Below are 22,437 nucleotides of genomic sequence, written 5' to 3'. Positions count from 1 at the left end.
GCCAACCGACAAGGGGCTACCACGTGGCACTGGACGTGCTGACGGACCTCACGAAGGTCCGCAACATCGGCATCATGGCGCACATCGATGCCGGCAAGACGACGACCACCGAGCGGATCCTGTTCTACACGGGGGTCAACTACAAGATCGGTGAGACGCACGACGGTGCGTCGACGATGGACTGGATGGAGCAGGAGCAGGAGCGCGGCATCACGATCACGTCCGCCGCGACGACCTGCTACTGGAAGAACAACCAGATCAACATCATCGACACGCCCGGCCACGTCGACTTCACGGTCGAGGTCGAGCGCTCGCTGCGCGTCCTCGACGGTGCGGTCGCGGTGTTCGACGGCAAGGAGGGCGTGGAGCCCCAGTCGGAGACCGTGTGGCGTCAGGCCGACAAGTACGACGTCCCGCGCATCTGCTTCGTCAACAAGATGGACAAGCTCGGCGCGGACTTCTACTTCACGGTCAAGACGATCGTCGACCGCCTCAAGGCCAAGCCGCTGGTCATCCAGCTGCCGATCGGTGCCGAGAACGACTTCGTCGGCGTCGTCGACCTGGTCGAGATGCGCGCGCTGGTGTGGCGCGGCGAGACCGCCCTCGGTGAGAAGTACGAGGTCGAGGACATCCCCGCCGACCTGCAGGAGAGGGCCGAGCAGTACCGGGCCGAGCTCCTCGAGTCCGTCGCCGAGACCAGCGACGAGCTGCTCGAGAAGTTCCTCGGCGGCGAGGAGCTGACCGTCGCGGAGATCAAGGCCGGCATCCGCCAGCTGACCGTCTCCTCCGAGGCGTACCCCGTGCTGTGCGGGTCGGCGTTCAAGAACAAGGGCGTGCAGCCCATGCTCGACGCCGTCATCGACTACCTGCCGACGCCCCTGGACGTCGCGGCCGTCGCCGGTCACGACGTCAAGGACGAGGACGTCGTCGTGGAGCGTCACCCCGACGCGTCGGAGCCGTTCTCGGCCCTCGCGTTCAAGGTCGCCACGCACCCGTTCTTCGGCAAGCTGACGTACGTCCGCGTGTACTCGGGCAAGGTCGAGTCGGGCGCCGCGGTGCTCAACTCGACCAAGGGGAAGAAGGAGCGCATCGGGAAGCTCTTCCAGATGCACTCCAACAAGGAGAACCCCGTGCCCGAGGCGCAGGCCGGGCACATCTACGCGTTCATCGGTCTCAAGGACGTCACCACCGGTGACACGCTGTGCGACCCGAGCGCGCCGGTGATCCTGGAGTCGATGACGTTCCCCGAGCCCGTCATCGACGTGGCGATCGAGCCGAAGACGAAGGCCGACCAGGAGAAGCTCTCCACGGCCATCCAGAAGCTCGCCGAGGAGGACCCGACCTTCCGCGTGAAGCTCGACGAGGAGACCGGCCAGACCGTCATCGGCGGCATGGGCGAGCTCCACCTCGACATCCTCGTCGACCGCATGCGTCGCGAGTTCAAGGTCGAGGCCAACGTCGGCAAGCCGCAGGTCGCGTACCGCGAGACGATCCGCCGGGCGGTCGAGAAGATCGACTACACGCACAAGAAGCAGACCGGTGGCTCGGGCCAGTACGCCAAGGTGCAGATGACCTTCGAGCCGCTGGACCCCGCCGAGGGCGAGCTGTACGAGTTCGAGAACAAGGTCACCGGTGGTCGCGTCCCGCGCGAGTACATCCCGTCGGTGGACGCCGGTATCCAGAGCGCGATGCAGCTCGGTGTCCTCGCGGGCTACCCGCTCGTGGGCGTCAAGGCCATCCTCCTCGACGGTGCCGCGCACGACGTCGACTCCTCGGAGATGGCGTTCAAGATCGCCGGCTCGATGATCCTCAAGGAGGCGGTGCGCAAGGCGGACCCGGCCCTCCTCGAGCCGATCATGGCCGTCGAGGTGCGCACGCCCGAGGAGTACATGGGCGAGGTCATCGGCGACATCAACTCGCGCCGCGGCATCATCCAGTCGATGGAGGAGGCGACGGGCGTCAAGGTCGTCCGCGCGCAGGTGCCTCTCTCGGAGATGTTCGGGTACGTCGGGGACCTGCGGTCGAAGACCCAGGGCCGCGCCGTGTACTCGATGCAGTTCGACAGCTACGCCGAGGTTCCTCGGGCGGTTGCCGACGAGATCATCAAGAAGACCCGGGGCGAGTAGTCCCACAGGTCGAACCCTGCAGTTCCAGCTACACATCCGACCCGTAGGACCGCGCGTCGAGCAGGTACCGTCAGGTGGCTGCCGTCGGGCAATCTCTACCAAGTCCTGAGGAGGACACCCAGTGGGCAAGGCGAAGTTCGAGCGGACGAAGCCGCACGTCAACATCGGGACCATCGGTCACGTCGACCACGGCAAGACGACGCTGACCGCCGCGATCTCGAAGGTGCTGCACGACAAGTACCCGGAGCTCAACCCCTTCACGCCGTTCGACGAGATCGACAAGGCGCCGGAGGAGAAGCAGCGCGGTATCACCATCAACATCGCGCACGTCGAGTACCAGACCGAGAAGCGTCACTACGCGCACGTCGACGCCCCCGGTCACGCCGACTACATCAAGAACATGATCACGGGTGCGGCGCAGATGGACGGCGCCATCCTCGTGGTCGCGGCCACCGACGGCCCGATGGCCCAGACGCGTGAGCACGTGCTGCTCGCCCGTCAGGTCGGCGTGCCCTACCTGCTCGTCGCGCTCAACAAGTCCGACATGGTCGACGACGAGGAGATCCTCGAGCTCGTCGAGATGGAGGTCCGCGAGCTGCTGTCGTCGCAGGACTTCGACGGCGACAACGCGCCCGTCGTCCGCGTCTCCGGCCTCAAGGCCCTCGAGGGCGACCCGCAGTGGGTCAAGTCCGTCGAGGACCTGCTGGACGCCGTCGACGAGAACGTGCCGGACCCGGTCCGCGAGATCGACAAGCCGTTCCTCATGCCGATCGAGGACGTCTTCACGATCACCGGCCGTGGCACGGTCGTCACCGGTCGTGTCGAGCGCGGCTCGCTCAAGGTGAACGAGGAGGTGGAGATCGTCGGCATCAAGGAGAAGGCGATCAAGACCACGGTCACCGGCGTCGAGATGTTCCGCAAGCTGCTCGACTACGCCGAGGCCGGCGAGAACGTCGGTCTGCTCCTGCGCGGCACGAAGCGCGAGGAGGTCGAGCGTGGCCAGGTCGTCGTCAAGCCCGGCTCGATCACGCCGCACACGGAGTTCGAGGGTCAGGTCTACATCCTGTCCAAGGACGAGGGTGGCCGTCACAACCCGTTCTACGGGAACTACCGCCCGCAGTTCTACTTCCGCACCACCGACGTCACCGGCGTCATCACGCTGCCCGAGGGCACCGAGATGGTCATGCCCGGCGACAACACGGAGATCTCCGTCACGCTGATCCAGCCCATCGCGATGGAGGAGGGCCTCGGCTTCGCCATCCGCGAGGGTGGCCGCACCGTCGGCTCGGGTCGCGTCACCAAGATCATCAAGTGATCACCGCCCCTCGGGGCTGATCCACCGCGCAGGGCCCGGGAGCTTCGGCTTCCGGGCCCTGCGTCGTGCTGCGGGCAGGCCAGGCCCCGCTCGTCGAGACCGGCCAGGTGCACCGCGGGCGGGCGCCCGCGACGCACGTCGACCGGCCCGGACCCCGGCCGCACAGGTGTGCGGGGCCTCACGTCCGGGGGAGTTGGCCTTCGGGGGTCATCTCTGGCAGACTGTCGGGGTTGCCCGCTGGGGTGTGCGTTCACGCGCGCCCATCGGCTGGGCGAACAGACGTGGCGAACGCTCGGACCCCGGGGTCACCCGGTGGGGGGCGTTCGACGACAACCACGGCCCCCTGTTCCGGGAACGGTACGCAGCACAGAGGTGCGTCGCGCGAAGCGACACGCCCGAGTGCGGGGGTCGGACGGACCGGTTTTTCGAGAGAGAGAAGTAGACGACGCCATGGCGGGACAGAAGATCCGCATCCGGCTCAAGTCCTACGACCACGAGGTCATCGACAGCTCGGCGCGCAAGATCGTCGACACGGTGACTCGCGCTGGTGCGTCGGTCGTGGGTCCGGTGCCGCTGCCGACGGAGAAGAACGTCTTCTGCGTCATCCGGTCGCCCCACAAGTACAAGGACAGCCGCGAGCACTTCGAGATGCGCACGCACAAGCGGCTCATCGACATCATCGATCCCACGCCGAAGGCCGTCGACTCGCTCATGCGTCTCGACCTGCCTGCGGACGTGAACATCGAGATCAAGCTCTGATCGCTGGGAAGGGACTGATCTTCATGGTTACCCAGCAGAACGCGCGCCCCGTCACGGCGCTGCTCGGCACCAAGCTCGGCATGACCCAGGTGTGGGACGAGGCCGGGCGCCTGGTGCCCGTCACGGTCCTCGCCGTGGGCACGAACGTCGTGACGCAGGTGCGCTCCGCTGAGAGCGACGGCTACGCGGCGGTCCAGCTGGCCTACGGCCAGATCGACCCGCGCAAGGTCACCAAGCCGCTCAAGGGCCACTTCGAGAAGGCGGGGGTCACCCCTCGTCGGCACGTGGCCGAGATCCGTACGTCGAACGCCGCCGAGTTCACGCTCGGTCAGGAGATCACGGCCGGGGCCTTCGAGGCCGGCCAGGTCGTCGACGTGACGGGCACCACCAAGGGCAAGGGCACCGCCGGTGTCATGAAGCGCCACGGCTTCCACGGCGTGGGCGCTTCGCACGGTGCGCACCGCAACCACCGCAAGCCCGGCTCGATCGGTGGCGCGTCGACCCCGTCGCGCGTCTTCAAGGGCCTCAAGATGGCCGGTCGGATGGGCGTCGCCCGTCAGACCACCCAGAACCTGACCGTGCACGCGGTCGACGCCGAGAAGGGTCTGCTGCTCGTCAAGGGCGCGGTTCCCGGCCCCAAGGGCGGCGTCGTGGTCGTGCGTTCCGCTGTGAAGGGTGCGTGACCTCCATGAGCGACACGCTGACCGTCGACGTCCTCGACGAGAAGGGCAAGAAGGCCGGCACGGCCGACCTGCCCGGTGACGTCTTCGACGTGACGACGAACGTCCCGCTGATCCACCAGGTCGTCGTCGCCCAGCTCGCTGCCGTGCGCCAGGGCACCCACGACACCAAGACCCGCGGCGAGGTCCGCGGTGGTGGCAAGAAGCCGTACAAGCAGAAGGGCACCGGCCGCGCCCGCCAGGGGTCGACCCGTGCACCGCAGTTCGCCGGCGGTGGCACCGTCCACGGCCCGACCCCGCGTGACTACTCGCAGCGCACCCCGAAGAAGATGAAGGCCGCGGCGCTCCGCGGTGCCCTCTCGGACCGTGCCCGCGCCGGTCGCGTCCACGTCGTCACGGGCTTCGCCCCGGGCGAGGTCCCGTCGACCAAGGCCGCTCTCGCGGTGCTCGACAACCTCTCCGGCCGCAAGAACGTCCTCGTGGTCGTCGAGCGCCAGGACGAGATCACCTGGAAGTCGCTGCGGAACGTCGAGCGGGTCCACCTGCTCGTCGCCGACCAGCTCAACACCTACGACGTCCTCATCTCGGACGACGTGGTCTTCACGCAGGGCGCGCTCGACGCGTTCCTCGCCGGCCCTGTCAAGGGCGCGAAGGCCGTCGCCTCCGAGTCCGAGGCCAACGAGGAGACGAAGTGACCGCCCCCGGTAAGGACCCGCGCGACATCCTGATCGCGCCGGTCGTCTCGGAGAAGAGCTACGGCCTGCTGGACGAGGGGAAGTACACCTTCCTCGTCGACCCGCGCGCCAACAAGACCGAGATCAAGATCGCCGTCGAGCAGGTCTTCGGCGTCAAGGTCGACTCGGTCAACACCGCGAACCGTCAGGGCAAGGCCCGCCGGACCCGCTTCGGCATCGGCCGCCGCAAGAACACGAAGCGTGCGATCGTCACCCTCCGCGAGGGCTCGATCGACATCTTCGGCGGACCGGTCGGCTGACCGAGAGCGAAGAGGACTTACTGTCATGGGAATCCGCAAGTACAAGCCGACGACGCCCGGCCGCCGCGGCTCGAGCGTCGCCGACTTCGTCGAGATCACGCGCTCGCAGCCCGAGAAGTCGCTGGTCCGCCCGCTGCACAAGACGGGTGGTCGCAACTCGACCGGCCGCGTCACCGTGCGGCACCAGGGTGGTGGCCACAAGCGCGCCTACCGCGTGATCGACTTCCGTCGTCACGACAAGGACGGCGTGCCGGCCAAGGTCGCGCACATCGAGTACGACCCCAACCGCACCGCGCGCATCGCGCTGCTGCACTACGCGGACGGTGAGAAGCGCTACATCCTCGCGCCGAACAAGGTGTCGCAGGGTGACGTGCTCGAGGCCGGTGCCGGGGCCGACATCAAGCCCGGCAACAACCTGCCGCTGCGCAACATCCCGACGGGTACGGTCATCCACGCCATCGAGCTCAAGCCCGGTGGCGGCGCGAAGATCGCCCGTTCGGCCGGTGCGTCCGTGCAGCTCGTCGCCAAGGACGGCCCGTACGCCCAGCTGCGCATGCCGTCCGGCGAGATCCGCAACGTCGACCTGCGCTGCCGCGCGACGGTCGGCGAGGTCGGCAACGCCGAGCAGTCGAACATCAACTGGGGCAAGGCCGGCCGCATGCGCTGGAAGGGCAAGCGCCCCGTCGTCCGCGGTGTCGCGATGAACCCGATCGACCACCCGCACGGTGGTGGTGAGGGCAAGACCTCCGGTGGTCGCCACCCGGTCAGCCCGTGGGGTCAGCCCGAGGGCCGCACCCGTCGTCCGAACAAGCCGAGCGACAAGCTCATCGTGCGCCGTCGGCGCACCGGCAAGAAGCGCTGATAGGAGCCCGAGAGAATGCCTCGCAGCCTCAAGAAGGGCCCGTTCGTCGACGGCCACCTGCAGAAGAAGGTCGACGCTCAGAACGAGGCCGGCACGAAGAACGTCATCAAGACGTGGTCGCGTCGTTCGATGATCACGCCGGACTTCCTCGGCCACACGTTCGCGGTGCACGACGGCCGCAAGCACACCCCGGTGTTCGTGACGGAGTCGATGGTCGGGCACAAGCTCGGCGAGTTCGCTCCCACGCGGACGTTCCGCGGCCACGAGAAGGACGACCGGAAGGGCCGTCGCCGCTGACCCCCGGGTCAGCCAGGTGACGCCCTGACCGGCAGAGACAAGAGAGCAGGACAGCGATGGAAGCCAAGGCGAAGGCGCGGTTCGTCCGCGTCACGCCCCAGAAGGCCCGCCGCGTCGTGGACCTCATCCGTGGCAAGCAGGCGGCGGAGGCCGTGGCGGTGCTGAAGTTCGCGCCCCAGGCCGCGGCGGAGCCCGTCCTCAAGACGGTGCAGTCCGCGGTCGCGAACGCGGTCGAGGGAGCCAAGCGCAACAGCGAGCGCCTCGACGAGGCAGACCTCTTCATCTCGGAGGTCTTCGTCGACGAGGGCCCGACGCTCAAGCGGTTCCGGCCGCGGGCGCAGGGTCGCGCGAGCCAGATCCTCAAGCGCACGAGCCACATCACCGTGGTCGTCGCTGAGCGAGAGACGAAGGGACGGGCCCGATAGTGGGACAGAAGGTCAACCCGCTCGGGTACCGCCTGGGCATCACCACCGACCACCGGTCGCGCTGGTTCGCCGACTCGACGAAGCCGGGTCAGCGGTACCGCGACTACGTCCGCGAGGACGTGCAGATCCGCAAGCTCATGAGCACGGGTCTCGAGCGCGCCGGCATCGCCAAGGTCGAGATCGAGCGCACGCGTGACCGCGTGCGCGTCGACATCCACACCGCCCGCCCGGGCATCGTCATCGGGCGTCGCGGCGCGGAGGCCGACCGCATCCGTGGCGAGCTCGAGAAGCTCACGGGCAAGCAGGTCCAGCTGAACATCCTCGAGGTCAAGAACGCCGAGATCGAGGCCCAGCTGGTCGCCCAGGGCATCGCCGAGCAGCTGGCGAGCCGTGTCTCGTTCCGCCGCGCCATGCGCAAGGGCATCCAGTCGGCCCAGCGTGCCGGTGCCAAGGGCATCCGGGTGCAGGTCTCCGGCCGCCTCGGCGGCGCGGAGATGAGCCGCACGGAGTTCTACCGCGAGGGTCGTGTGCCGCTGCACACGCTGCGCGCGAACATCGACTACGGCTTCTTCGAGGCTCGCACGACCTTCGGGCGCATCGGCGTCAAGGTCTGGGTCTACAAGGGCGACATGACGGAGAAGGAGTGGGCGCGCGAGCAGGCGTCGCAGGCTCCTCGTCCGCAGCGTGGCCCGCGTGGCGACCGCGGCGACCGTGGGGACCGTGGTCCTCGTGGTGGCGGTCGTCGTCCCGAGCGTCAGGACGCTCCTGCCCCGGCTGCCGAGCAGACTCCCGCGGCGGACGCGCCCACCGAGTCCGGAACGGAGGCCTGAGCCGTGCTGATCCCGCGCAGGCTGAAGCACCGTAAGCAGCACCACCCGGGGCGCTCCGGTGCCGCGACGGGTGGCACCGTGATCTCCTTCGGTGAGTACGGCATCCAGGCTCTCGAGCCGGCCTACGTCACCAACCGGCAGATCGAGGCTGCTCGTATCGCCATGACCCGCCACATCAAGCGTGGTGGGAAGGTCTGGATCAACATCTACCCGGACCGTCCCCTCACGAAGAAGCCCGCCGAGACCCGCATGGGCTCCGGCAAGGGCTCGCCCGAGTGGTGGATCGCCAACGTCAAGCCGGGCCGAGTTCTGTTCGAGCTCGCCGGTGTCCCGGAGCCGCTCGCGCGTGAGGCCATGCGCCGCGCGCAGCACAAGCTCCCGATGAAGACACGTTTCATCGTGCGCGAGGGTGGTAACTGATGGCTATCGGAACCAAGGACCTGGCTCCCAGCGAGCTGGACTCCTTCGACGACGAGAAGCTGGTCGCCGAGCTGAAGAAGGCCAAGGAGGAGCTGTTCAACCTCCGCTTCCAGTCCGCGACGGGTCAGCTCGAGAGCCACGGGCGCCTCAAGGCGGTCCGCCGTGACATCGCGCGCATCTACACGATCCTGCGCGAGCGCGAGCTCGGCATCCGTACCGCCCCGAGCGCGGAGTGAGGCAGCAATGACCACGAAGCACGAGCACACGACGGCCACGGCGGACCACCGCGCGTACCGCAAGACGCGTCGCGGCTACGTCGTGTCCGACAAGATGGACAAGACCGTCGTCGTCGAGGTCGAGGACCGCGTCAAGCACCCGCTGTACGGCAAGGTCATCCGCCGCACCAGCAAGGTCAAGGTCCACGACGAGCAGAACTCCGCCGGCATCGGCGACCTCGTCGAGATCATGGAGACGCGACCGCTGTCGGCCAACAAGCGCTGGCGGCTCGTCGAGATCCTCGAGAAGGCCAAGTAAGTCCTGCCGCCGGCCGCGAGGCCGCAGCAGCAAGCACCACGACAGTTGCCCACGACGCGGGCGGGCCCGCCCGCCCGCGGCGTGTGCACCACGGCAACCATCCGGATGGCCAGGCTCGCCGCCATCGAGCGAGCGAGAACCCGCCAGACGACAGGAGTAGGTAGATGATCCAGCAGGAGTCGCGACTGCGTGTCGCCGACAACACGGGTGCCAAGGAGATCCTCTGCATCCGTGTCCTCGGTGGCTCCGGCCGCCGGTACGCGGGCATCGGCGACGTCATCGTCGCCACCGTGAAGGACGCCATCCCCGGCGGCAACGTCAAGAAGGGCGACGTCGTCAAGGCGGTCATCGTCCGTACCCGCAAGGAGCGTCGGCGTCCCGACGGCTCGTACATCAAGTTCGACGAGAACGCGGCCGTGATCCTCAAGAACGACGGTGAGCCTCGTGGCACGCGCATCTTCGGCCCCGTGGGCCGGGAGCTGCGTGACAAGAAGTTCATGAAGATCATCTCGCTCGCTCCGGAGGTGATCTGACCCATGGCCAAGATCAAGAAGGGCGACCTCGTCGTCGTCATCTCAGGCCGTGACAAGGGCCAGCAGGGCCGCGTGCTCGAGGTCCTCCCCGAGACGCAGCGCGTCGTGGTCGAGGGCGTCCAGCGTGTGCAGAAGCACACGAAGGCCGGCCAGACCTCGCGCGGCACCCGCACCGGTGGCATCGAGACGATCGAGGCCCCCATCCACATCAGCAACGTGATGCTCGTGGACCCGGAGACCAAGAAGGGCACCCGGGTCGGCTACCGCACCGAGCAGGTCGAGCGCGACGGGCGCACGCGCACCGTGCGCGTCCGCGTCGCCAAGCGCTCCGGTAAGGACATCTGATGACCGAGACCACCATCGAGGCCCCGGCCCAGCCGCGCCTCAAGGCGCGCTACAACGACGAGATCCGCTCCGCGCTGTTCGAGCAGTTCTCGCACGAGAACATCAACCAGGTCGCGCGGCTGGTCAAGGTCGTCGTCAACATGGGCGTCGGCGAGGCCGCGAAGGACTCCAAGCTCATCGAGGGCGCGATCCGCGACCTGACCCAGATCACGGGCCAGAAGCCGCAGGTCACCAAGGCCCGCAAGTCCATCGCGCAGTTCAAGCTGCGCGAGGGCATGCCGATCGGTGCGCACGTGACGCTGCGCGGCGACCGTGCCTGGGAGTTCCTCGACCGCCTGCTGTCCGTCGCTCTGCCGCGCATCCGCGACTTCCGCGGCCTGTCGCCCCAGCAGTTCGACGGCCACGGGAACTACACGTTCGGCCTCGTGGAGCAGTCCGTGTTCCACGAGATCGACCAGGACAAGATCGACCGTGTCCGCGGTATGGACATCACGATCGTGACCACCGCGACGACGGACGACGAGGGCCGCGCGCTCCTCAAGCTCCTCGGCTTCCCGTTCAAGGAGAACTGACATGGCGAAGACCGCCCTCATCAACAAGGCGGCCGCGAAGCCCAAGTTCGCGGTCCGCGCCTACACGCGCTGCCAGAAGTGCGGTCGTCCGCACTCGGTGTACCGCAAGTTCGGCCTGTGCCGGATCTGCGTGCGGGAGATGGCCCACCGCGGCGAGCTCCCCGGCGTCACCAAGAGCAGCTGGTAAGACCACCGTGGCTCGGTCTCCCGAGCCGCAGCAGCACCACCTCCTGACGTCGGTAGGTCCGCGGCCCCTCCTCGGGGCCGCGGATACCCCGGCGAGAAAGGGCTGACGCCCGATGACCATGACCGACCCGATCGCAGACTTCCTCACGCGTCTGCGCAACGCGAACTCGGCGCACCACGACACGGTGACGATCCCGTTCTCGAAGCTCAAGAGCCACGTGGCCGAGATCCTGCAGGCCGAGGGCTACATCTCCGGCTGGACCGTCGAGGACGCCCCCGTGGGCAAGAACCTCACGATCACGCTGAAGTACGGCCCGAACCGCGAGCGCGCGCTCGCCGGTGTCAAGCGCGTGTCCAAGCCGGGCCTGCGCGTGTACGCCAAGTCGACCAACCTGCCGAAGGTGCTCGGCGGCCTGGGTGTGGCGATCCTGTCCACGTCCTCCGGCCTCCTGACCGACAAGCAGGCCGCACAGAAGGGCGTGGGTGGGGAAGTCCTCGCCTACGTCTGGTAAGCCCGAGACGGAGAGGAGAACAGCCATGTCTCGAATCGGCAGGATCCCCGTCCCGGTGCCGGCAGGTGTCGATGTGACCATCGACGACCGCCGCGTGACGGTCAAGGGTCCCAAGGGCGAGCTCAGCCACACGATCGCCGCCCCCCTCACGGTGGAGCGCGACGACGCGGGTGCCCTCGTGGTGTCGCGTCCTGACGACGAGCGCCTCTCGCGCTCGCTGCACGGCCTGACCCGCACGCTGCTGGCCAACCTGGTCACCGGCGTGACGGAGGGCTACACCAAGAAGCTCGAGATCGTCGGCACCGGTTACCGCGTGCTGGCGAAGGGCGACAACCTCGAGTTCGCGCTCGGCTTCAGCCACCCCGTGGTCGTCGAGCCCCCGGCCGGCATCACGTTCGCCGTGGAGTCCGCGACGAAGTTCTCGGTCCAGGGCATCGACAAGCAGCAGGTCGGCGAGGTCGCCGCGAACATCCGCAAGATCCGCAAGCCGGAGCCGTACAAGGGCAAGGGCGTGCGGTACGCGGGCGAGAACGTGCGCCGCAAGGTCGGAAAGGCTGGGAAGTAGCCATGGCTATCGGCATCAGAGGCAAGGGCACGTCCGTCGCGCGTCGGCGGCGTCACCTGCGCCTGCGCAAGAAGGTCGTCGGCACGGCTGCGCGTCCCCGCCTCGTCGTGACGCGCTCCGCGCGGCACATGACGGCCCAGGTCGTCGACGACGCGATCGGCAAGACCATCGCCTCCGCGTCGACCCTCGAGGCCGACCTGCGCGGCGACGACGGCGACAAGACCGCCAAGGCCCGCAAGGTCGGCGAGCTCGTGGCCGCCCGTGCCAAGGCCGCCGGTGTCGAGGCGGTCGTGTTCGACCGCGGCGGCAACAAGTACCACGGCCGCGTGGCCGCGGTGGCCGACGGCGCTCGCGAGGGCGGTCTGGCCCTGTGACGACGAACTCCGCATCGAAGAAGAGGACTTTCTGATGGCTGCTCCTCAGCGCAGCAACACCGGTGCCGGTGGCACCGGCGGCGACCGCCGGGACGGCGGCCGTCGTGACGGCGGGCGGCGCGGTGACGCCGCCGAGAAGAGCGCGTTCGTCGAGCGCGTCGTGACGATCAACCGTGTCGCCAAGGTCGTCAAGGGCGGCCGCCGGTTCAGCTTCACCGCGCTCGTCGTGGTGGGCGACGGTGACGGCACGGTCGGCGTCGGCTACGGGAAGGCCAAGGAGGTGCCCGCGGCGATCGCCAAGGGTGTCGAGGAGGCGAAGAAGAGCTTCTTCCGCGTCCCCCGCATCCAGGGCACCATCCCGCACCCCGTGCAGGGCGAGAAGGCCGCGGGCGTCGTGTTCCTGCGCCCCGCGTCGCCGGGTACCGGTGTGATCGCCGGCGGTCCGGTGCGTGCGGTGCTCGAGTGCGCCGGCATCCACGACGTGCTCAGCAAGTCGCTCGGGTCGTCCAACGCGATCAACATCGTGCACGCCACGGTCGAGGCCCTGCGCTCCCTCGAGGAGCCCGAGGCCGTGGCCGCCCGTCGTGGGCTGCCGCTCGACCACGTCGCCCCGCACGCGCTGCTGCGCGCGCAGGCCGAGGGTCGTGCCGCCGCGACGGCTGCGAAGGCGGGTGCGTGATGGCTCGTCTCAAGGTGACCCAGACCCGTTCCGCCATCGGCGGGAAGCAGAACCAGCGCGACACGCTGCGCACCCTGGGCCTGAAGCGGATCGGCGACGTCGTCGTCAAGGAGGACCGTCCTGAGATCCGCGGCATGGTCAAGACGGTGACGCACCTCGTCGCGGTCGAGGAGGTCGAGTGACCATGGCCGACGACAAGAAGGCCGACGAGAAGGCGACGGAGACCGAGGCCCCCAGGGCCAAGAAGGCTCCGGCGAAGAAGGCTGCCGCGGACGCCGCTCCGGCTGCGGAGAAGAAGACGACCAAGGCGGCTTCCGCCAAGGCTGCTTCCTCGACGACGGAGTCCGCCAAGGCGGAGAAGGCTGACGCGAAGGCCGAGTCCTCCGCGAAGGCCGAGAAGGCCCCCGCGAAGAAGAAGGCTCCGACGGCCGCCGCGAAGGCTGCCGCCGAGGCCGCTGCCCAGCCCGGCAACGGTGGCACCCTCAAGGTGCACCACCTGCGCCCGGCGCCGGGCGCCAAGACCGCCAAGACCCGTGTGGGTCGTGGTGAGGCGTCCAAGGGCAAGACGGCCGGCCGCGGTACCAAGGGCACCAAGGCCCGGTACCAGGTGCCGGACCGCTTCGAGGGCGGGCAGATGCCGCTGCACATGCGGCTGCCCAAGCTCCGCGGCTTCAAGAACCCGTTCCGCGTCGAGTACCAGGTCGTCAACCTGGACAAGCTCTCGGCGCTGTACCCGGACGGTGGCGACGTGACGGTCGCCGACCTGGTCGCCAAGGGTGCGGTCCGCAAGGGCCGGCCCGTCAAGGTGCTGGGTGACGGCGAGCTGACCGTCAAGGTGTCCGTGGCGGTGGACAAGCTGTCCGCGTCCGCCAAGGAGAAGATCGAGGCCGCCGGCGGGAGCGTCGCGCAGGGCTGACGCCCCGCACGACGGCCGCACGGCCGGACCACCCGACGCGGGCGGTCCCGGGAGAGATCCCGGGGCCGCCCGCGTCGTCGTTCTCGGGTGGGTGCGGCGGCCGCCCGGCGCGCTCCCGCGGCCACGTCACCTGGGTGAACCGAGGCGTGCAGGGTGTCACGCTCCACCAGGACCTGCACGGGTGAGCGCACGGTGGGACCCGCGCTCTGGGAGGGCTCGTCCGGGTGGCGCCGACGCCGCGCCCGAAAGTTCGCCGACGCATGGCCGCTGTCGCCGGGGTCGGCGCCGTCTTTCTCCCGATTGCTCGGTGCATGGGAGCGATCTCCCGACCGTCGCCGCCATGTCCCGACGTCCGGCCGGGTCGGCCGGCTCGGTCGGACGCGCCGCCGTGTGACGCCCGTCTCCTTGGCGATGCCGCAGGTGGAGCCCATGGGAGGGGACGATCCTGGATGGCAAGCGCTTCGACTTTCGGGCGGCCGGGTGAAAGTACGCACTCGCCTAGGGGAAAGCACCCGCTGTTGTGTGCGGCTGGTCCGTGTGTGCCCCGGTGTGGCCGTTGTGTCCTGATGGACGAGCGTCCGGGACGAGTGACCTACTAGTGCGTGCAAGCGGTGGACGAGGACTCCGGTCCCGCCCATCGGGGCCGCCGAACCGGCGGCCGGACGACGACGTAGGGGGCATGCGGCCATGCGAGCAGTGCAGAGCGACCGGCGAGCGCGGCGCGCATATCGTGCCGTGCTCGGTGGGCTGCTCGCCCTCGCGCTCGGCCTGACCGTCGCCCCGCTGGTCGACGTGGTCACCGCGCCGCGCGCTGCGGCGGTCGTGGGGGACGTGACGCTGGCCGGCTCGAACGCCCCGGTCATGGCCGACTCCGGCTCGGGTCGGTACAAGGACCGCATCGTCTGGCTCAACTGGGGTGCCGAGGGCGCCCGGCTCACGGCGCCCGCGTCCAACTGCTCCCCGGCCAACCAGGGCAGCTGCCTGTGGACGACGACGGTGACCACGCTCCACGACCTCAGCGACCGGGACCGGCTCGAGGTGGCGTGCACGATGTACCGGGGCAACGGCCAGGACGTCTACGTCTACCGGCCCGGGGACTACGACGCCGACGGCCTGCCCCGGCTCTACGGCCGGGCGTCCGGAACCGGCCTCGTCAACGCCTTCCGCACCCCGGGCAACCAGGACCGCCACGTCACGGTCGGGTGCACCGCGGAGCTCGCCACGTACGCGGCCGCGAACTACACCGGGCAGCGGACCGCCAAGTCGGTCACCCTCTCCGGGTTGGTCGTCGCCGACGCCGAGTCGACGAAGGCGACGGAGGCGCTCAGGGTGACGGGCACGCCCGCGGCGACGTGGCGCATCATCGACCGCGTCGCGGCCACCTGCACCAACGGCAACAACCCTCACCAGTACTACGCCGCGGTGGCGGGCGGCGAGCTGACCCTCTCCGCCACGGGGGAGTGCGCCGCGCCGCAGTTCTCCGCGACCGCGGTCGCGCTGGCCCAGGGGTCCAGCAGCCTCAGCATCAGGCTCGACGGCGCTCAGGGGCAGACCGCCGCGGCCGTCGGCTACGTCATCGGCGCCGACTACGGCGACGCGGCCGCGGGCTACGGCCACGGTCCGGCGCTGGTGCAGCCGACGTGGACCAGCGGGACGACGGTCGGCACGTCGGCCACCAACGTGCTGGCGTCGAGCTTCACGCTCGCCACCATGGCGGCGCCGGCCACGCGGCTCGGGGCGCAGGCGTTCCCGAACCGGACGGCCCCGGTCACGCCCGACGCGAGCGGCGACACGGGCTGGGCGGTGCCGAACGGGACCACCGGCGCGACGACCGCCACGCCCGACGAGGACGCCTTCACCGCGAACCCCGCGATCACGGCGTCCGTGGGCCTCTCGACCACGTACACGCTGCAGGCGCGGTGCGCCCCCGCGGGCGCGTGGGTCCGCGGTTGGCTCGACTGGGACGGCGACAGCAGGTTCATCGAGACGCGCGACCCCTCCGCGAAGGTCCAGTGCGCTGCCAACGGCACGGCGAACCTGACCTGGTCGAACGCGTCGGTGGCGTCCGCGCAGCTCGGTACTCGGACGCTGCGCGTCGCCATCTCGTCGGTCACGGAGGACCTCGACGGCCCCACGATGTCGATCCGAGCCGGTGAGGTCGAGGACTGGCAGGTCACCGTGCGTCCCGCGGTACGCGTGACCAAGACGGTCAACGCCACGACGATGCCCAACGGCGGCACGGTCACCTACACGGTGACGGTGTCGAACCCCGGTTCGTCGCAGGTCACCGCCTACCTCGTCGACGACTACAGCGGTGCGTTCGACGACGCGACGCTCCACGACGTGTCGTCGCCGTCCGGCACGTTCGCGGACGACGGCACCGGCCGGTTCACCTGGCGGGTCGACGTCCCGGCCGCCGGCGCGGTGACGATGACCTACCGGATGACGATGCGCTCGAGCGCGGGCGGCCCCGGCAACCAGGTCCTCAGCAACGTCGTGCGGGTCTCGACCGCCGTGATCAACGGTGCCATCACCTGCGACAACGGGGACCAGGCCGCGCAGCAGTGCGCCCGCGTCGACCTGTACCGCGCCGGGCTCACCATCGACAAGCAGGCCTTCCTCGCGAGCGACACCGGGTTCACCTCCGAGCTCGGCTCCGGCGGGCAGCTGCAGCCGGGCACGGCCGTGGTGTGGCGGTACGTGGTGCGCAACACCGGGTCCGTCCCGCTCAGCGGCGTGGTCGTCAGCGACGCCTGGTCGGAGAGCCGCACGACGGCCGACGGCACCACCCCGACGTCCGGCGCGACCACTCTCACCTGTCCCGGCCTCCCGCCGGGGACCTCCGTGACGCTCGGCACCCTCGCTGCCGGAGCCACGGTCACCTGCACGGCGACGCGGGCGGTGGAACCGTATCCGTGACACCCCGGCTCGTCGCACGACCTGACCGCACGACCCCAGAACCCGCAGACGCCCGCCCGGACGTGCTGCGACGCCCCTCCGGGCGACAACCATCAGAAAGGCACGACCATGCAGAACAAGACCAAGGGCCTCATCGCCGGCGTCGCCGGGATCGCGCTGCTCACCGGTGGCTCGACGTTCGCGCTGTGGAGCTCGAGCGCCACCATGTCCGGCGACTCCATCCTCAACGGTGACCTCGCCGTGACGGCGGGCCCCGGCGTGTGGCAGGACGTGTCGGCCGACCGCAACGACAAGCCGCACACCATCACCCCCGCCACCTTCAAGATGGTCCCGGGCGACACGGTCACGTACACGCAGCCGTTCGACGTCACGCTCGTCGGTGACAACCTCGCGGCGACCGTCACGCTGAAGTCGAGTGGCGCTGTCCCGACCACCCCCTCCAACGTCTCGGTGGCCTACAAGGTCCAGTACTGGAACGGGACCCAGTGGGTCGACCTCGACGCGGCGACCCTGGACACCCCGGTGGGCGTGCGTCTCTTCTCGGCCGACCACACGAACAAGCCCTCGGGTGCTGTCGTGATCGACAACAGCACGGCCACCAAGGACCTGCAGGTTGTCGCGACGGTCACGTACGCGGACGTCGCGAACCAGGGTGGTCAGAACCTCACGACGACCCTGCCGGGCCTGTCGGTGACGATCGACCAGGTGCGCGACGCCGGCCAGACGCCGACGCCCACGCCGTGATTCCCCGGGTGGGGCGGGCCGCACGGCCCGCCCCACCCGCTCAGCCGTACCACCGACCACCCGAGGAGGACCCATGAGCACCACGCCCGCCCAGCGCGACAGCTGGTTCTCCGGCGTCCTCTCCGCGCTCACGACCTTCGCGCTCCTCGTGCTGCTCGCCGCGGCCGTGGCGCTCGCGGTGGTCCCCAAGGCCGTCGACGGTGCCGCGCTCACGGTGCTCACCGGCTCGATGGTCCCCACGTACGATCCCGGCGACGTGGTCGTCGTCCGCGGTGTCACGGACGCCGCGGCCGAGGTCCAGGTCGGCGACGTCGTCACGTTCCAGCCCGTGTCGGACGACCCGACGCTCATCACGCACCGCGTCATCGGGAAGGTCTTCTCCGCCGACGGCACGCAGTTCATCACGCGCGGCGACGCCAACAACACCGACGACGAGCCGCTGGTGCCCGCCCAGATCAAGGCGAAGGCGATGTACCACGTCCCGTACGTGGGGTACGCCTCGCTCTACCTCGGCCAGAAGCGCGGCACGCTCGTCGTGGGCGTCGCCGTCGCGCTGCTCGTCTACGGGGCCGTCCAGGTCCTGCGTCCCGAGCGCCGTCGCGCCGACGCAGCCGACGGCGCCGACGGGGCCGAGACACCCGCCGCGGCCGCCCCCGAGGCCGCAGCTGCCGCCGTCACCCAGGAGGAGAGATCGTGACGGCCCGCCGTGCGGTGTCGCTCGTCGTGACGGCGCTCGTCGTCGCGGCTGCGACGGCCGGCATCACGTACGCGCTGTGGGGGAGGGGTGTCTCGGTCGCGATGCCCGTCATCACGGCCGGGAACCTCGACCTGCAGCTCGTCGGCACCCCGCAGTGGACCGAGACGAGCCCGGGCATCACGCACGCCGTCCCGGTGAAGAGCGACTACACGACCGCGAACCACCTCGCGACGCCCGGCGACACGTTCACCGTGCGGCAGCAGTTCCGCACGGTCCTGAGCGGCGACAACATGGCCGCGCGGGTCAAGGTGCGCTGGGACCAGCCGGTGACGCTCACCCCCGCCGGCGGAGTCACGGCCACCTACGTCGTGACCCGGCCCGACGGGGTGTCGTCCGCGCCGCGGCCGGTCGGCGAGGCCGTGACGGTGCCGGAGGGCACCGCCAACCTCACGCCCGCCCAGGTGGCGGCATGGGGCAGCACTCCATGGTCGGTCACGATCGCCCTCTCCTACACCGGCACGGCGTCGAACGTCGTCGCGCCCACCGCGATCACCTCCCAGCCGCCGACGTCGCTCGGCGCTGTCGTGCTGGAGCTCGAGCAGGTGCGGACGGGGGACGGGTTCCGGTGACGACCACGCGACCCTCGTGGCACCGCACCACCGGCTGGCTGCTCACTGCCGCCGTGGTGCTGGTCGCCGTGCTCGCGGGCGCCCAGGCGGGCACGACGCTCGCGCTGTGGCGCGACCGCGAGACCGGCACGCTCGCGATGCCCGTGGGGGTCACGGTGTTCGGTGTCGGCGCCCCGGCCGCGGCCGGCTCGCTCGCGAAGTACGCGACCGCCGACGGCCAGTCCCTGACCTTCGAGTTCGGGCCTGCGCAGGCCGCCGCGCTGTACGGCACCACGGCCGCCGGCGGCGCCGTGGCCGTCCCGGTCCAGGTCGACTCGCTCGCCCAGGGCCACCGCGGTCTGTCCTACACGGTCTCGACGAGCATCTCCGGCGGCGTCTTCGGCGCCTCGCGCAGCACGCTGTACAAGGTCGGCTCGCCCCAGGCGTGCACGACGTCGACGACGGCGACGGCGACGACCACGTCGACACCCTGGACCACCGCGTACACCGACACCACCACGCTCATGTCCGAGTACTGGTGCCTGGTCGCGCGGTTCGTGCCCGTCACCGGCACCCACACCAACACCGCGACCGTCACGGGCACGCCCGTCATCCCCGGTCTGCCGGCGCAGCCGTCGCTGACAGCGACGGACACCTGGACGTCGACCGCGCGACAGACCTTGGACCCTGCGGCCGAGCCCACCCACCGGCTCACCTTCACGTTCAGCACGACGCGCCCGGGGGGTGCCGGATGAGGCCCGCGCGGCTCGCCGCGGCGGGCCTCGGTCTGCTCCTGACCGTCGCGCCTGCGGCAGCCGCGTCGGCGTCCGTCGACGTGGCGTGGACCGGCCCGACGCTGGCGCTCGCCTGGGACGGCTCGACGCGCGCGAGCGCCGAGAGCTCGTTCGTGGGCGTGCCCGTGACCGTACCGGGGGACCGTGCGGTGCGCGGGGTCACCGTGCGCAACGACGGCCCGACCGGCGGCACGCTGCGCGCCTGGGTCGAGCAGGTCGACCTGCTCGACGCGCCGAGCGGCCTCGACGACTCGTTCTACGACGACCTGCGCCTCGACTGGCACACCGTCACGCAGTCCGGCGGTGCGTCGTTCGCCGCGCTCGCGGACGCGGGTCGCACCCTCATCGCGCAGACCCACCTCGCGCAGGGCGCGTCGACGCAGCTCCAGGTGGCGTACGAGCTGCCCGCGGCCGCGACGAGCGGCAACCGCTCCGAGGTCGGCGCGCGCCAGGCGTCGTTCGTCGTACGGGTGCAGATCCAGGGCGACACCACGTCGCCCGAGCCCACGGCGACCGCGAGCCCGACGCCGGGCGCTCCCGACGGTCCCGGAGTGCCTGGTGACTCCGGCGCAGGTGCCGGAGTGCCAGGTGACTCCGGCGCAGGTACCGGGGGCGGCATCGCCGCAGCCCCGAGGAGCGGAGCCGCCGCCCTCGCGATCACGGGCATCGACCTGCTGCGTGGCGCCCTGCTCGCCGTCGTCGGAATCGGTCTCGGGTCGCTCCTCCTGGGGGCGGCGCGACGTCGTCGTGAGGTCCAGCACCCGGGCGGGGACAGCTTCACCCCGTCAGCGGGGTAGTCTCTACCGGCGGTCCGTCCCGCTCATCGACGGCGACGGGGTCGGAGGACGGCCCACACAGCAGGAGGACGACAGGTGCTCAGTGCATTCGCTCGGGCTTTCAGGACGCCCGACCTGCGGCGCAAGCTGCTCTTCACCATCGGGATGATGGTGCTCTTCCGGATCGGCTCGTTCCTGCCGACCCCCGGGGTGAGCTATCCGAACGTCCAGGCGTGCATCGAGCAGACGGCGGAGAGCGACCTGCTCGGCCTCGTCAACCTGTTCAGCGGCGGTGCGCTGCTGCAGCTGTCGGTGTTCTCGCTCGGGATCATGCCCTACATCACGGCGAGCATCATCATCCAGCTCCTGCGCGTGGTCATCCCCAAGTTCGAGGAGCTGCACAAGGAGGGGCAGTCGGGCACCGCGAAGCTCACGCAGTACACGCGGTACCTGACCATCGGCCTCGCGGTGCTGCAGTCGACGACGATCATCACGTTCGCGCGCAGCGGCAACCTGTTCCAGGGCTGCACGCTCGAGGTGATCCCGGACGACTCCCCGCTGACGCTCCTCATCATGGTCATCGTCATGACGGCGGGCACCGGCCTCATCATGTGGTTCGGCGAGCTCATCACCGAGCGCGGCGTCGGCAACGGCATGTCGCTGCTGATCTTCACGTCGATCGCCGCGTCGTTCCCCGGCGCGCTGTGGTCGATCGCCGGTGGCAACGACGGCGTCGCCAAGTTCATCGCGGTGCTGGCGATCGTCGTCATCGTCATCGGGCTCGTGGTGTTCGTCGAGCAGTCGCAGCGCCGCGTCCCGGTGCAGTACGCCAAGCGCATGGTGGGTCGGCGCATGTACGGCGGGTCGAGCACCTACATCCCGATCAAGATCAACATGGCCGGCGTCATCCCCGTGATCTTCGCGTCCTCGCTGCTCGCGGTGCCCACGCTCATCGCGCAGTTCGGTGACGCGACGGCCGGCTGGGTGCAGTGGATCAGCGTCAACGTGGCCGACCCGGCCGCGCCGCTGCACATGTCGATCTACGTCGTCCTCATCATCTTCTTCTGCTTCTTCTACACGGCGATCACGTTCAACCCGGACGAGGTCGCGGACAACATGAAGAAGTACGGCGGCTTCATCCCGGGCATCCGCGCGGGCCGGCCGACGGCCGAGTACCTCGACTACGTCATCACGCGCATCACGACGCCGGGCTCCATCTACCTGGCCCTCGTCGCGCTGATCCCGATGATCGCGTTCATCGTCCTCGGCGTGGGCGCGAACATCCCCTTCGGTGGCGCATCGATCCTCATCGTGGTCGGTGTCGGGCTCGAGACCGTCAAGCAGATCGAGTCGCAGCTCCAGCAGCGGCACTACGAAGGGTTCTTGCGTTGAGTTCACGTCTGGTCCTGCTCGGCCCGCCCGGTGCGGGCAAGGGAACGCAGGCCGCGCGCCTGGCCGAGCGCCTCGGCGTCCCGGCCGTCTCGACGGGCGACATCTTCCGGTCCAACATCAAGAACGGGACCGAGCTGGGCAAGCGGGTGCAGGACATCACGGCGTCCGGTGCGCTGGTGCCGGACGAGCTCACCAACGAGCTCGTGCGCGACCGCCTCGCGCAGGCAGACGCGGTCGAGGGCTTCCTGCTCGACGGCTACCCGCGCAACGTCGCCCAGGTGGCGGCGCTCGACGAGATGCTCGCGGTCGCCGGGCGCGAGCTCGACCTCGCGATCGAGCTGACCGTCGACCCGCAGGTCGTCGTGGACCGTCTCACCCGGCGCGCGGAGATCGAGGGCCGGGCGGACGACACCGAGGACGTCATCCGCCACCGCCTGGACGTCTATGCGGAGCAGACGGCGCCCATCTCGCAGGTGTACGCCGCCCGGGGTCTGCTCGCGCAGGTCGACGGGCTGGGTGACGTCGACGACGTGACCGCACGCCTGCTGGCCGCGCTGAGCGGCGCGCGTTCCTGAGGGTGCGG

Annotated in this window: 31 protein-coding genes; all 31 read left to right on the top strand. The window is 69.8% G+C overall.

Annotated features, from left to right (window positions below; genetic code table 11):
• The first annotated feature begins 23 nt into the window (after positions 1 to 23).
• A complete protein-coding gene (gene fusA / locus CFLA_RS13440) occupies positions 24 to 2,126 on the top strand; it encodes an elongation factor G (protein ID WP_013117881.1) in 2,103 nt (700 codons plus the stop codon).
• A 121-nt stretch (positions 2,127 to 2,247) separates the two neighbouring features.
• Entirely contained in the window at positions 2,248 to 3,441 is a 1,194-nt protein-coding gene (tuf, locus tag CFLA_RS13435; protein WP_013117880.1) for an elongation factor Tu, read from the top strand.
• 450 nt (positions 3,442 to 3,891) lie between these two features.
• Positions 3,892 to 4,200 (top strand): 30S ribosomal protein S10, encoded by a 309-nt coding sequence (rpsJ, locus tag CFLA_RS13430; RefSeq protein ID WP_013117879.1) that lies wholly within the window; start codon positions 3,892 to 3,894, stop codon positions 4,198 to 4,200.
• Positions 4,201 to 4,223: 23 nt separating this feature from the next.
• Complete coding sequence (gene rplC / locus CFLA_RS13425) at positions 4,224 to 4,883, top strand: 50S ribosomal protein L3 (RefSeq protein ID WP_013117878.1); 660 nt, start codon at positions 4,224 to 4,226, stop codon at positions 4,881 to 4,883.
• 5 nt (positions 4,884 to 4,888) lie between these two features.
• Entirely contained in the window at positions 4,889 to 5,575 is a 687-nt protein-coding gene (gene rplD / locus CFLA_RS13420) for a 50S ribosomal protein L4 (RefSeq protein WP_013117877.1), read from the top strand.
• Positions 5,572 to 5,874 (top strand): 50S ribosomal protein L23, encoded by a 303-nt coding sequence (gene rplW, locus CFLA_RS13415; RefSeq protein ID WP_013117876.1) that lies wholly within the window; start codon positions 5,572 to 5,574, stop codon positions 5,872 to 5,874. The genes rplD and rplW overlap by 4 nt, the downstream gene beginning before the upstream one ends.
• 25 nt (positions 5,875 to 5,899) lie before the next feature.
• Positions 5,900 to 6,736 carry a 50S ribosomal protein L2 gene (gene rplB, locus CFLA_RS13410; RefSeq protein WP_013117875.1) on the top strand — a complete coding sequence of 279 codons (837 nt, stop codon included), beginning with the start codon at positions 5,900 to 5,902 and terminating at the stop codon, positions 6,734 to 6,736.
• Positions 6,737 to 6,751: 15 nt separating this feature from the next.
• Positions 6,752 to 7,033 carry a 30S ribosomal protein S19 gene (rpsS, locus tag CFLA_RS13405; protein WP_013117874.1) on the top strand — a complete coding sequence of 94 codons (282 nt, stop codon included), beginning with the start codon at positions 6,752 to 6,754 and terminating at the stop codon, positions 7,031 to 7,033.
• A gap of 56 nt (positions 7,034 to 7,089) precedes the next feature.
• Positions 7,090 to 7,458, top strand: a complete 369-nt coding sequence (gene rplV / locus CFLA_RS13400; protein WP_013117873.1) for a 50S ribosomal protein L22 — start codon at positions 7,090 to 7,092, stop codon at positions 7,456 to 7,458.
• Positions 7,458 to 8,288 (top strand): 30S ribosomal protein S3, encoded by an 831-nt coding sequence (rpsC, locus tag CFLA_RS13395; protein WP_013117872.1) that lies wholly within the window; start codon positions 7,458 to 7,460, stop codon positions 8,286 to 8,288. The genes rplV and rpsC overlap by 1 nt, the downstream gene beginning before the upstream one ends.
• Positions 8,289 to 8,291: 3 nt before the next feature.
• Entirely contained in the window at positions 8,292 to 8,708 is a 417-nt protein-coding gene (gene rplP / locus CFLA_RS13390) for a 50S ribosomal protein L16 (RefSeq protein ID WP_013117871.1), read from the top strand.
• A complete protein-coding gene (gene rpmC, locus CFLA_RS13385; RefSeq protein ID WP_013117870.1) occupies positions 8,708 to 8,944 on the top strand; it encodes a 50S ribosomal protein L29 in 237 nt (78 codons plus the stop codon). The genes rplP and rpmC overlap by 1 nt, the downstream gene beginning before the upstream one ends.
• 7 nt (positions 8,945 to 8,951) lie before the next feature.
• Positions 8,952 to 9,242 (top strand): 30S ribosomal protein S17, encoded by a 291-nt coding sequence (gene rpsQ, locus CFLA_RS13380; protein ID WP_013117869.1) that lies wholly within the window; start codon positions 8,952 to 8,954, stop codon positions 9,240 to 9,242.
• A gap of 164 nt (positions 9,243 to 9,406) precedes the next feature.
• The gene (gene rplN / locus CFLA_RS13375) at positions 9,407 to 9,775 is read left to right on the top strand and encodes a 50S ribosomal protein L14 (RefSeq protein WP_013117868.1); all 369 of its coding nucleotides are present in this window, start codon (positions 9,407 to 9,409) and stop codon (positions 9,773 to 9,775) included.
• Positions 9,776 to 9,778: 3 nt separating this feature from the next.
• Positions 9,779 to 10,120, top strand: a complete 342-nt coding sequence (gene rplX / locus CFLA_RS13370) for a 50S ribosomal protein L24 (protein WP_013117867.1) — start codon at positions 9,779 to 9,781, stop codon at positions 10,118 to 10,120.
• The gene (gene rplE / locus CFLA_RS13365) at positions 10,120 to 10,692 is read left to right on the top strand and encodes a 50S ribosomal protein L5 (RefSeq protein WP_013117866.1); all 573 of its coding nucleotides are present in this window, start codon (positions 10,120 to 10,122) and stop codon (positions 10,690 to 10,692) included. Before rplX ends, rplE begins: the two co-directional genes overlap by 1 nt.
• Before the next feature lies 1 nt (position 10,693).
• Complete coding sequence (locus CFLA_RS13360) at positions 10,694 to 10,879, top strand: type Z 30S ribosomal protein S14 (RefSeq protein ID WP_013117865.1); 186 nt, start codon at positions 10,694 to 10,696, stop codon at positions 10,877 to 10,879.
• Positions 10,880 to 10,991: 112 nt separating this feature from the next.
• Entirely contained in the window at positions 10,992 to 11,390 is a 399-nt protein-coding gene (gene rpsH / locus CFLA_RS13355) for a 30S ribosomal protein S8 (protein ID WP_013117864.1), read from the top strand.
• Between the two features lie 25 nt (positions 11,391 to 11,415).
• Positions 11,416 to 11,955: a 50S ribosomal protein L6 gene (gene rplF, locus CFLA_RS13350; protein WP_013117863.1), complete on the top strand. Its 540-nt coding sequence runs from the start codon at positions 11,416 to 11,418 to the stop codon at positions 11,953 to 11,955.
• A 2-nt stretch (positions 11,956 to 11,957) separates the two neighbouring features.
• A complete protein-coding gene (gene rplR / locus CFLA_RS13345; RefSeq protein ID WP_013117862.1) occupies positions 11,958 to 12,329 on the top strand; it encodes a 50S ribosomal protein L18 in 372 nt (123 codons plus the stop codon).
• Between the two features lie 34 nt (positions 12,330 to 12,363).
• Positions 12,364 to 13,008 carry a 30S ribosomal protein S5 gene (rpsE, locus tag CFLA_RS13340; protein WP_013117861.1) on the top strand — a complete coding sequence of 215 codons (645 nt, stop codon included), beginning with the start codon at positions 12,364 to 12,366 and terminating at the stop codon, positions 13,006 to 13,008.
• Positions 13,008 to 13,190 (top strand): 50S ribosomal protein L30, encoded by a 183-nt coding sequence (gene rpmD, locus CFLA_RS13335; RefSeq protein WP_013117860.1) that lies wholly within the window; start codon positions 13,008 to 13,010, stop codon positions 13,188 to 13,190. The genes rpsE and rpmD overlap by 1 nt, the downstream gene beginning before the upstream one ends.
• Positions 13,191 to 13,192: 2 nt before the next feature.
• Positions 13,193 to 13,924 carry a 50S ribosomal protein L15 gene (rplO, locus tag CFLA_RS20685; RefSeq protein WP_013117859.1) on the top strand — a complete coding sequence of 244 codons (732 nt, stop codon included), beginning with the start codon at positions 13,193 to 13,195 and terminating at the stop codon, positions 13,922 to 13,924.
• Between the two features lie 687 nt (positions 13,925 to 14,611).
• Positions 14,612 to 16,843, top strand: a complete 2,232-nt coding sequence (locus tag CFLA_RS13325; RefSeq protein ID WP_013117858.1) for a CshA/CshB family fibrillar adhesin-related protein — start codon at positions 14,612 to 14,614, stop codon at positions 16,841 to 16,843.
• Between the two features lie 108 nt (positions 16,844 to 16,951).
• Positions 16,952 to 17,587, top strand: a complete 636-nt coding sequence (locus CFLA_RS19115) for an alternate-type signal peptide domain-containing protein (protein ID WP_013117857.1) — start codon at positions 16,952 to 16,954, stop codon at positions 17,585 to 17,587.
• Positions 17,588 to 17,660: 73 nt separating this feature from the next.
• Positions 17,661 to 18,284, top strand: a complete 624-nt coding sequence (locus CFLA_RS13315; RefSeq protein ID WP_013117856.1) for a signal peptidase I — start codon at positions 17,661 to 17,663, stop codon at positions 18,282 to 18,284.
• A complete protein-coding gene (locus CFLA_RS13310; RefSeq protein ID WP_013117855.1) occupies positions 18,281 to 18,913 on the top strand; it encodes a hypothetical protein in 633 nt (210 codons plus the stop codon). Before CFLA_RS13315 ends, CFLA_RS13310 begins: the two co-directional genes overlap by 4 nt.
• Entirely contained in the window at positions 18,910 to 19,647 is a 738-nt protein-coding gene (locus tag CFLA_RS13305; protein WP_013117854.1) for a hypothetical protein, read from the top strand. The genes CFLA_RS13310 and CFLA_RS13305 overlap by 4 nt, the downstream gene beginning before the upstream one ends.
• Positions 19,644 to 20,483: a hypothetical protein gene (locus tag CFLA_RS13300; RefSeq protein WP_013117853.1), complete on the top strand. Its 840-nt coding sequence runs from the start codon at positions 19,644 to 19,646 to the stop codon at positions 20,481 to 20,483. Before CFLA_RS13305 ends, CFLA_RS13300 begins: the two co-directional genes overlap by 4 nt.
• A 75-nt stretch (positions 20,484 to 20,558) precedes the next feature.
• Positions 20,559 to 21,854 carry a preprotein translocase subunit SecY gene (gene secY, locus CFLA_RS13295; RefSeq protein WP_013117852.1) on the top strand — a complete coding sequence of 432 codons (1,296 nt, stop codon included), beginning with the start codon at positions 20,559 to 20,561 and terminating at the stop codon, positions 21,852 to 21,854.
• Positions 21,851 to 22,429, top strand: a complete 579-nt coding sequence (locus tag CFLA_RS13290; RefSeq protein ID WP_013117851.1) for an adenylate kinase — start codon at positions 21,851 to 21,853, stop codon at positions 22,427 to 22,429. Before secY ends, CFLA_RS13290 begins: the two co-directional genes overlap by 4 nt.
• The last annotated feature ends 8 nt before the right edge of the window (positions 22,430 to 22,437 follow it).

Origin of the sequence: Cellulomonas flavigena DSM 20109, assembly GCF_000092865.1 — a bacterium.
Taxonomy (GTDB): Bacteria; Actinomycetota; Actinomycetes; order Actinomycetales; family Cellulomonadaceae; genus Cellulomonas; species Cellulomonas flavigena.
Note: the sequence above shows the minus strand (reverse complement) of the source record. Positions and strands in the feature narration are given on the sequence as shown.

Bases quoted from the DNA above. Each gene is read 5' to 3' on its own strand.
- CFLA_RS13300 (WP_013117853.1), top strand. From the start codon at position 19,644: ATGAGGCCCGCGCGGCTCGCCGCGGCGGGCCTCGGTCTGCTCCTGACC.
- rplV (WP_013117873.1), top strand. From the start codon at position 7,090: ATGGAAGCCAAGGCGAAGGCGCGGTTCGTCCGCGTCACGCCCCAGAAG.
- rpsH (WP_013117864.1), top strand. From the start codon at position 10,992: ATGACCATGACCGACCCGATCGCAGACTTCCTCACGCGTCTGCGCAAC.
- rplN (WP_013117868.1), top strand. From the start codon at position 9,407: ATGATCCAGCAGGAGTCGCGACTGCGTGTCGCCGACAACACGGGTGCC.
- CFLA_RS13360 (WP_013117865.1), top strand. From the start codon at position 10,694: ATGGCGAAGACCGCCCTCATCAACAAGGCGGCCGCGAAGCCCAAGTTC.
- rpmC (WP_013117870.1), top strand. From the start codon at position 8,708: ATGGCTATCGGAACCAAGGACCTGGCTCCCAGCGAGCTGGACTCCTTC.
- rpmD (WP_013117860.1), top strand. From the start codon at position 13,008: ATGGCTCGTCTCAAGGTGACCCAGACCCGTTCCGCCATCGGCGGGAAG.
- rplE (WP_013117866.1), top strand. From the start codon at position 10,120: ATGACCGAGACCACCATCGAGGCCCCGGCCCAGCCGCGCCTCAAGGCG.
- rpsE (WP_013117861.1), top strand. From the start codon at position 12,364: ATGGCTGCTCCTCAGCGCAGCAACACCGGTGCCGGTGGCACCGGCGGC.
- CFLA_RS13315 (WP_013117856.1), top strand. From the start codon at position 17,661: ATGAGCACCACGCCCGCCCAGCGCGACAGCTGGTTCTCCGGCGTCCTC.
- rplB (WP_013117875.1), top strand. From the start codon at position 5,900: ATGGGAATCCGCAAGTACAAGCCGACGACGCCCGGCCGCCGCGGCTCG.
- rpsS (WP_013117874.1), top strand. From the start codon at position 6,752: ATGCCTCGCAGCCTCAAGAAGGGCCCGTTCGTCGACGGCCACCTGCAG.
- rplR (WP_013117862.1), top strand. From the start codon at position 11,958: ATGGCTATCGGCATCAGAGGCAAGGGCACGTCCGTCGCGCGTCGGCGG.
- rplC (WP_013117878.1), top strand. From the start codon at position 4,224: ATGGTTACCCAGCAGAACGCGCGCCCCGTCACGGCGCTGCTCGGCACC.
- rplO (WP_013117859.1), top strand. From the start codon at position 13,193: ATGGCCGACGACAAGAAGGCCGACGAGAAGGCGACGGAGACCGAGGCC.
- CFLA_RS19115 (WP_013117857.1), top strand. From the start codon at position 16,952: ATGCAGAACAAGACCAAGGGCCTCATCGCCGGCGTCGCCGGGATCGCG.
- rpsJ (WP_013117879.1), top strand. From the start codon at position 3,892: ATGGCGGGACAGAAGATCCGCATCCGGCTCAAGTCCTACGACCACGAG.
- rplX (WP_013117867.1), top strand. From the start codon at position 9,779: ATGGCCAAGATCAAGAAGGGCGACCTCGTCGTCGTCATCTCAGGCCGT.
- rplD (WP_013117877.1), top strand. From the start codon at position 4,889: ATGAGCGACACGCTGACCGTCGACGTCCTCGACGAGAAGGGCAAGAAG.
- rpsQ (WP_013117869.1), top strand. From the start codon at position 8,952: ATGACCACGAAGCACGAGCACACGACGGCCACGGCGGACCACCGCGCG.
- rplF (WP_013117863.1), top strand. From the start codon at position 11,416: ATGTCTCGAATCGGCAGGATCCCCGTCCCGGTGCCGGCAGGTGTCGAT.
- CFLA_RS13325 (WP_013117858.1), top strand. From the start codon at position 14,612: ATGCGAGCAGTGCAGAGCGACCGGCGAGCGCGGCGCGCATATCGTGCC.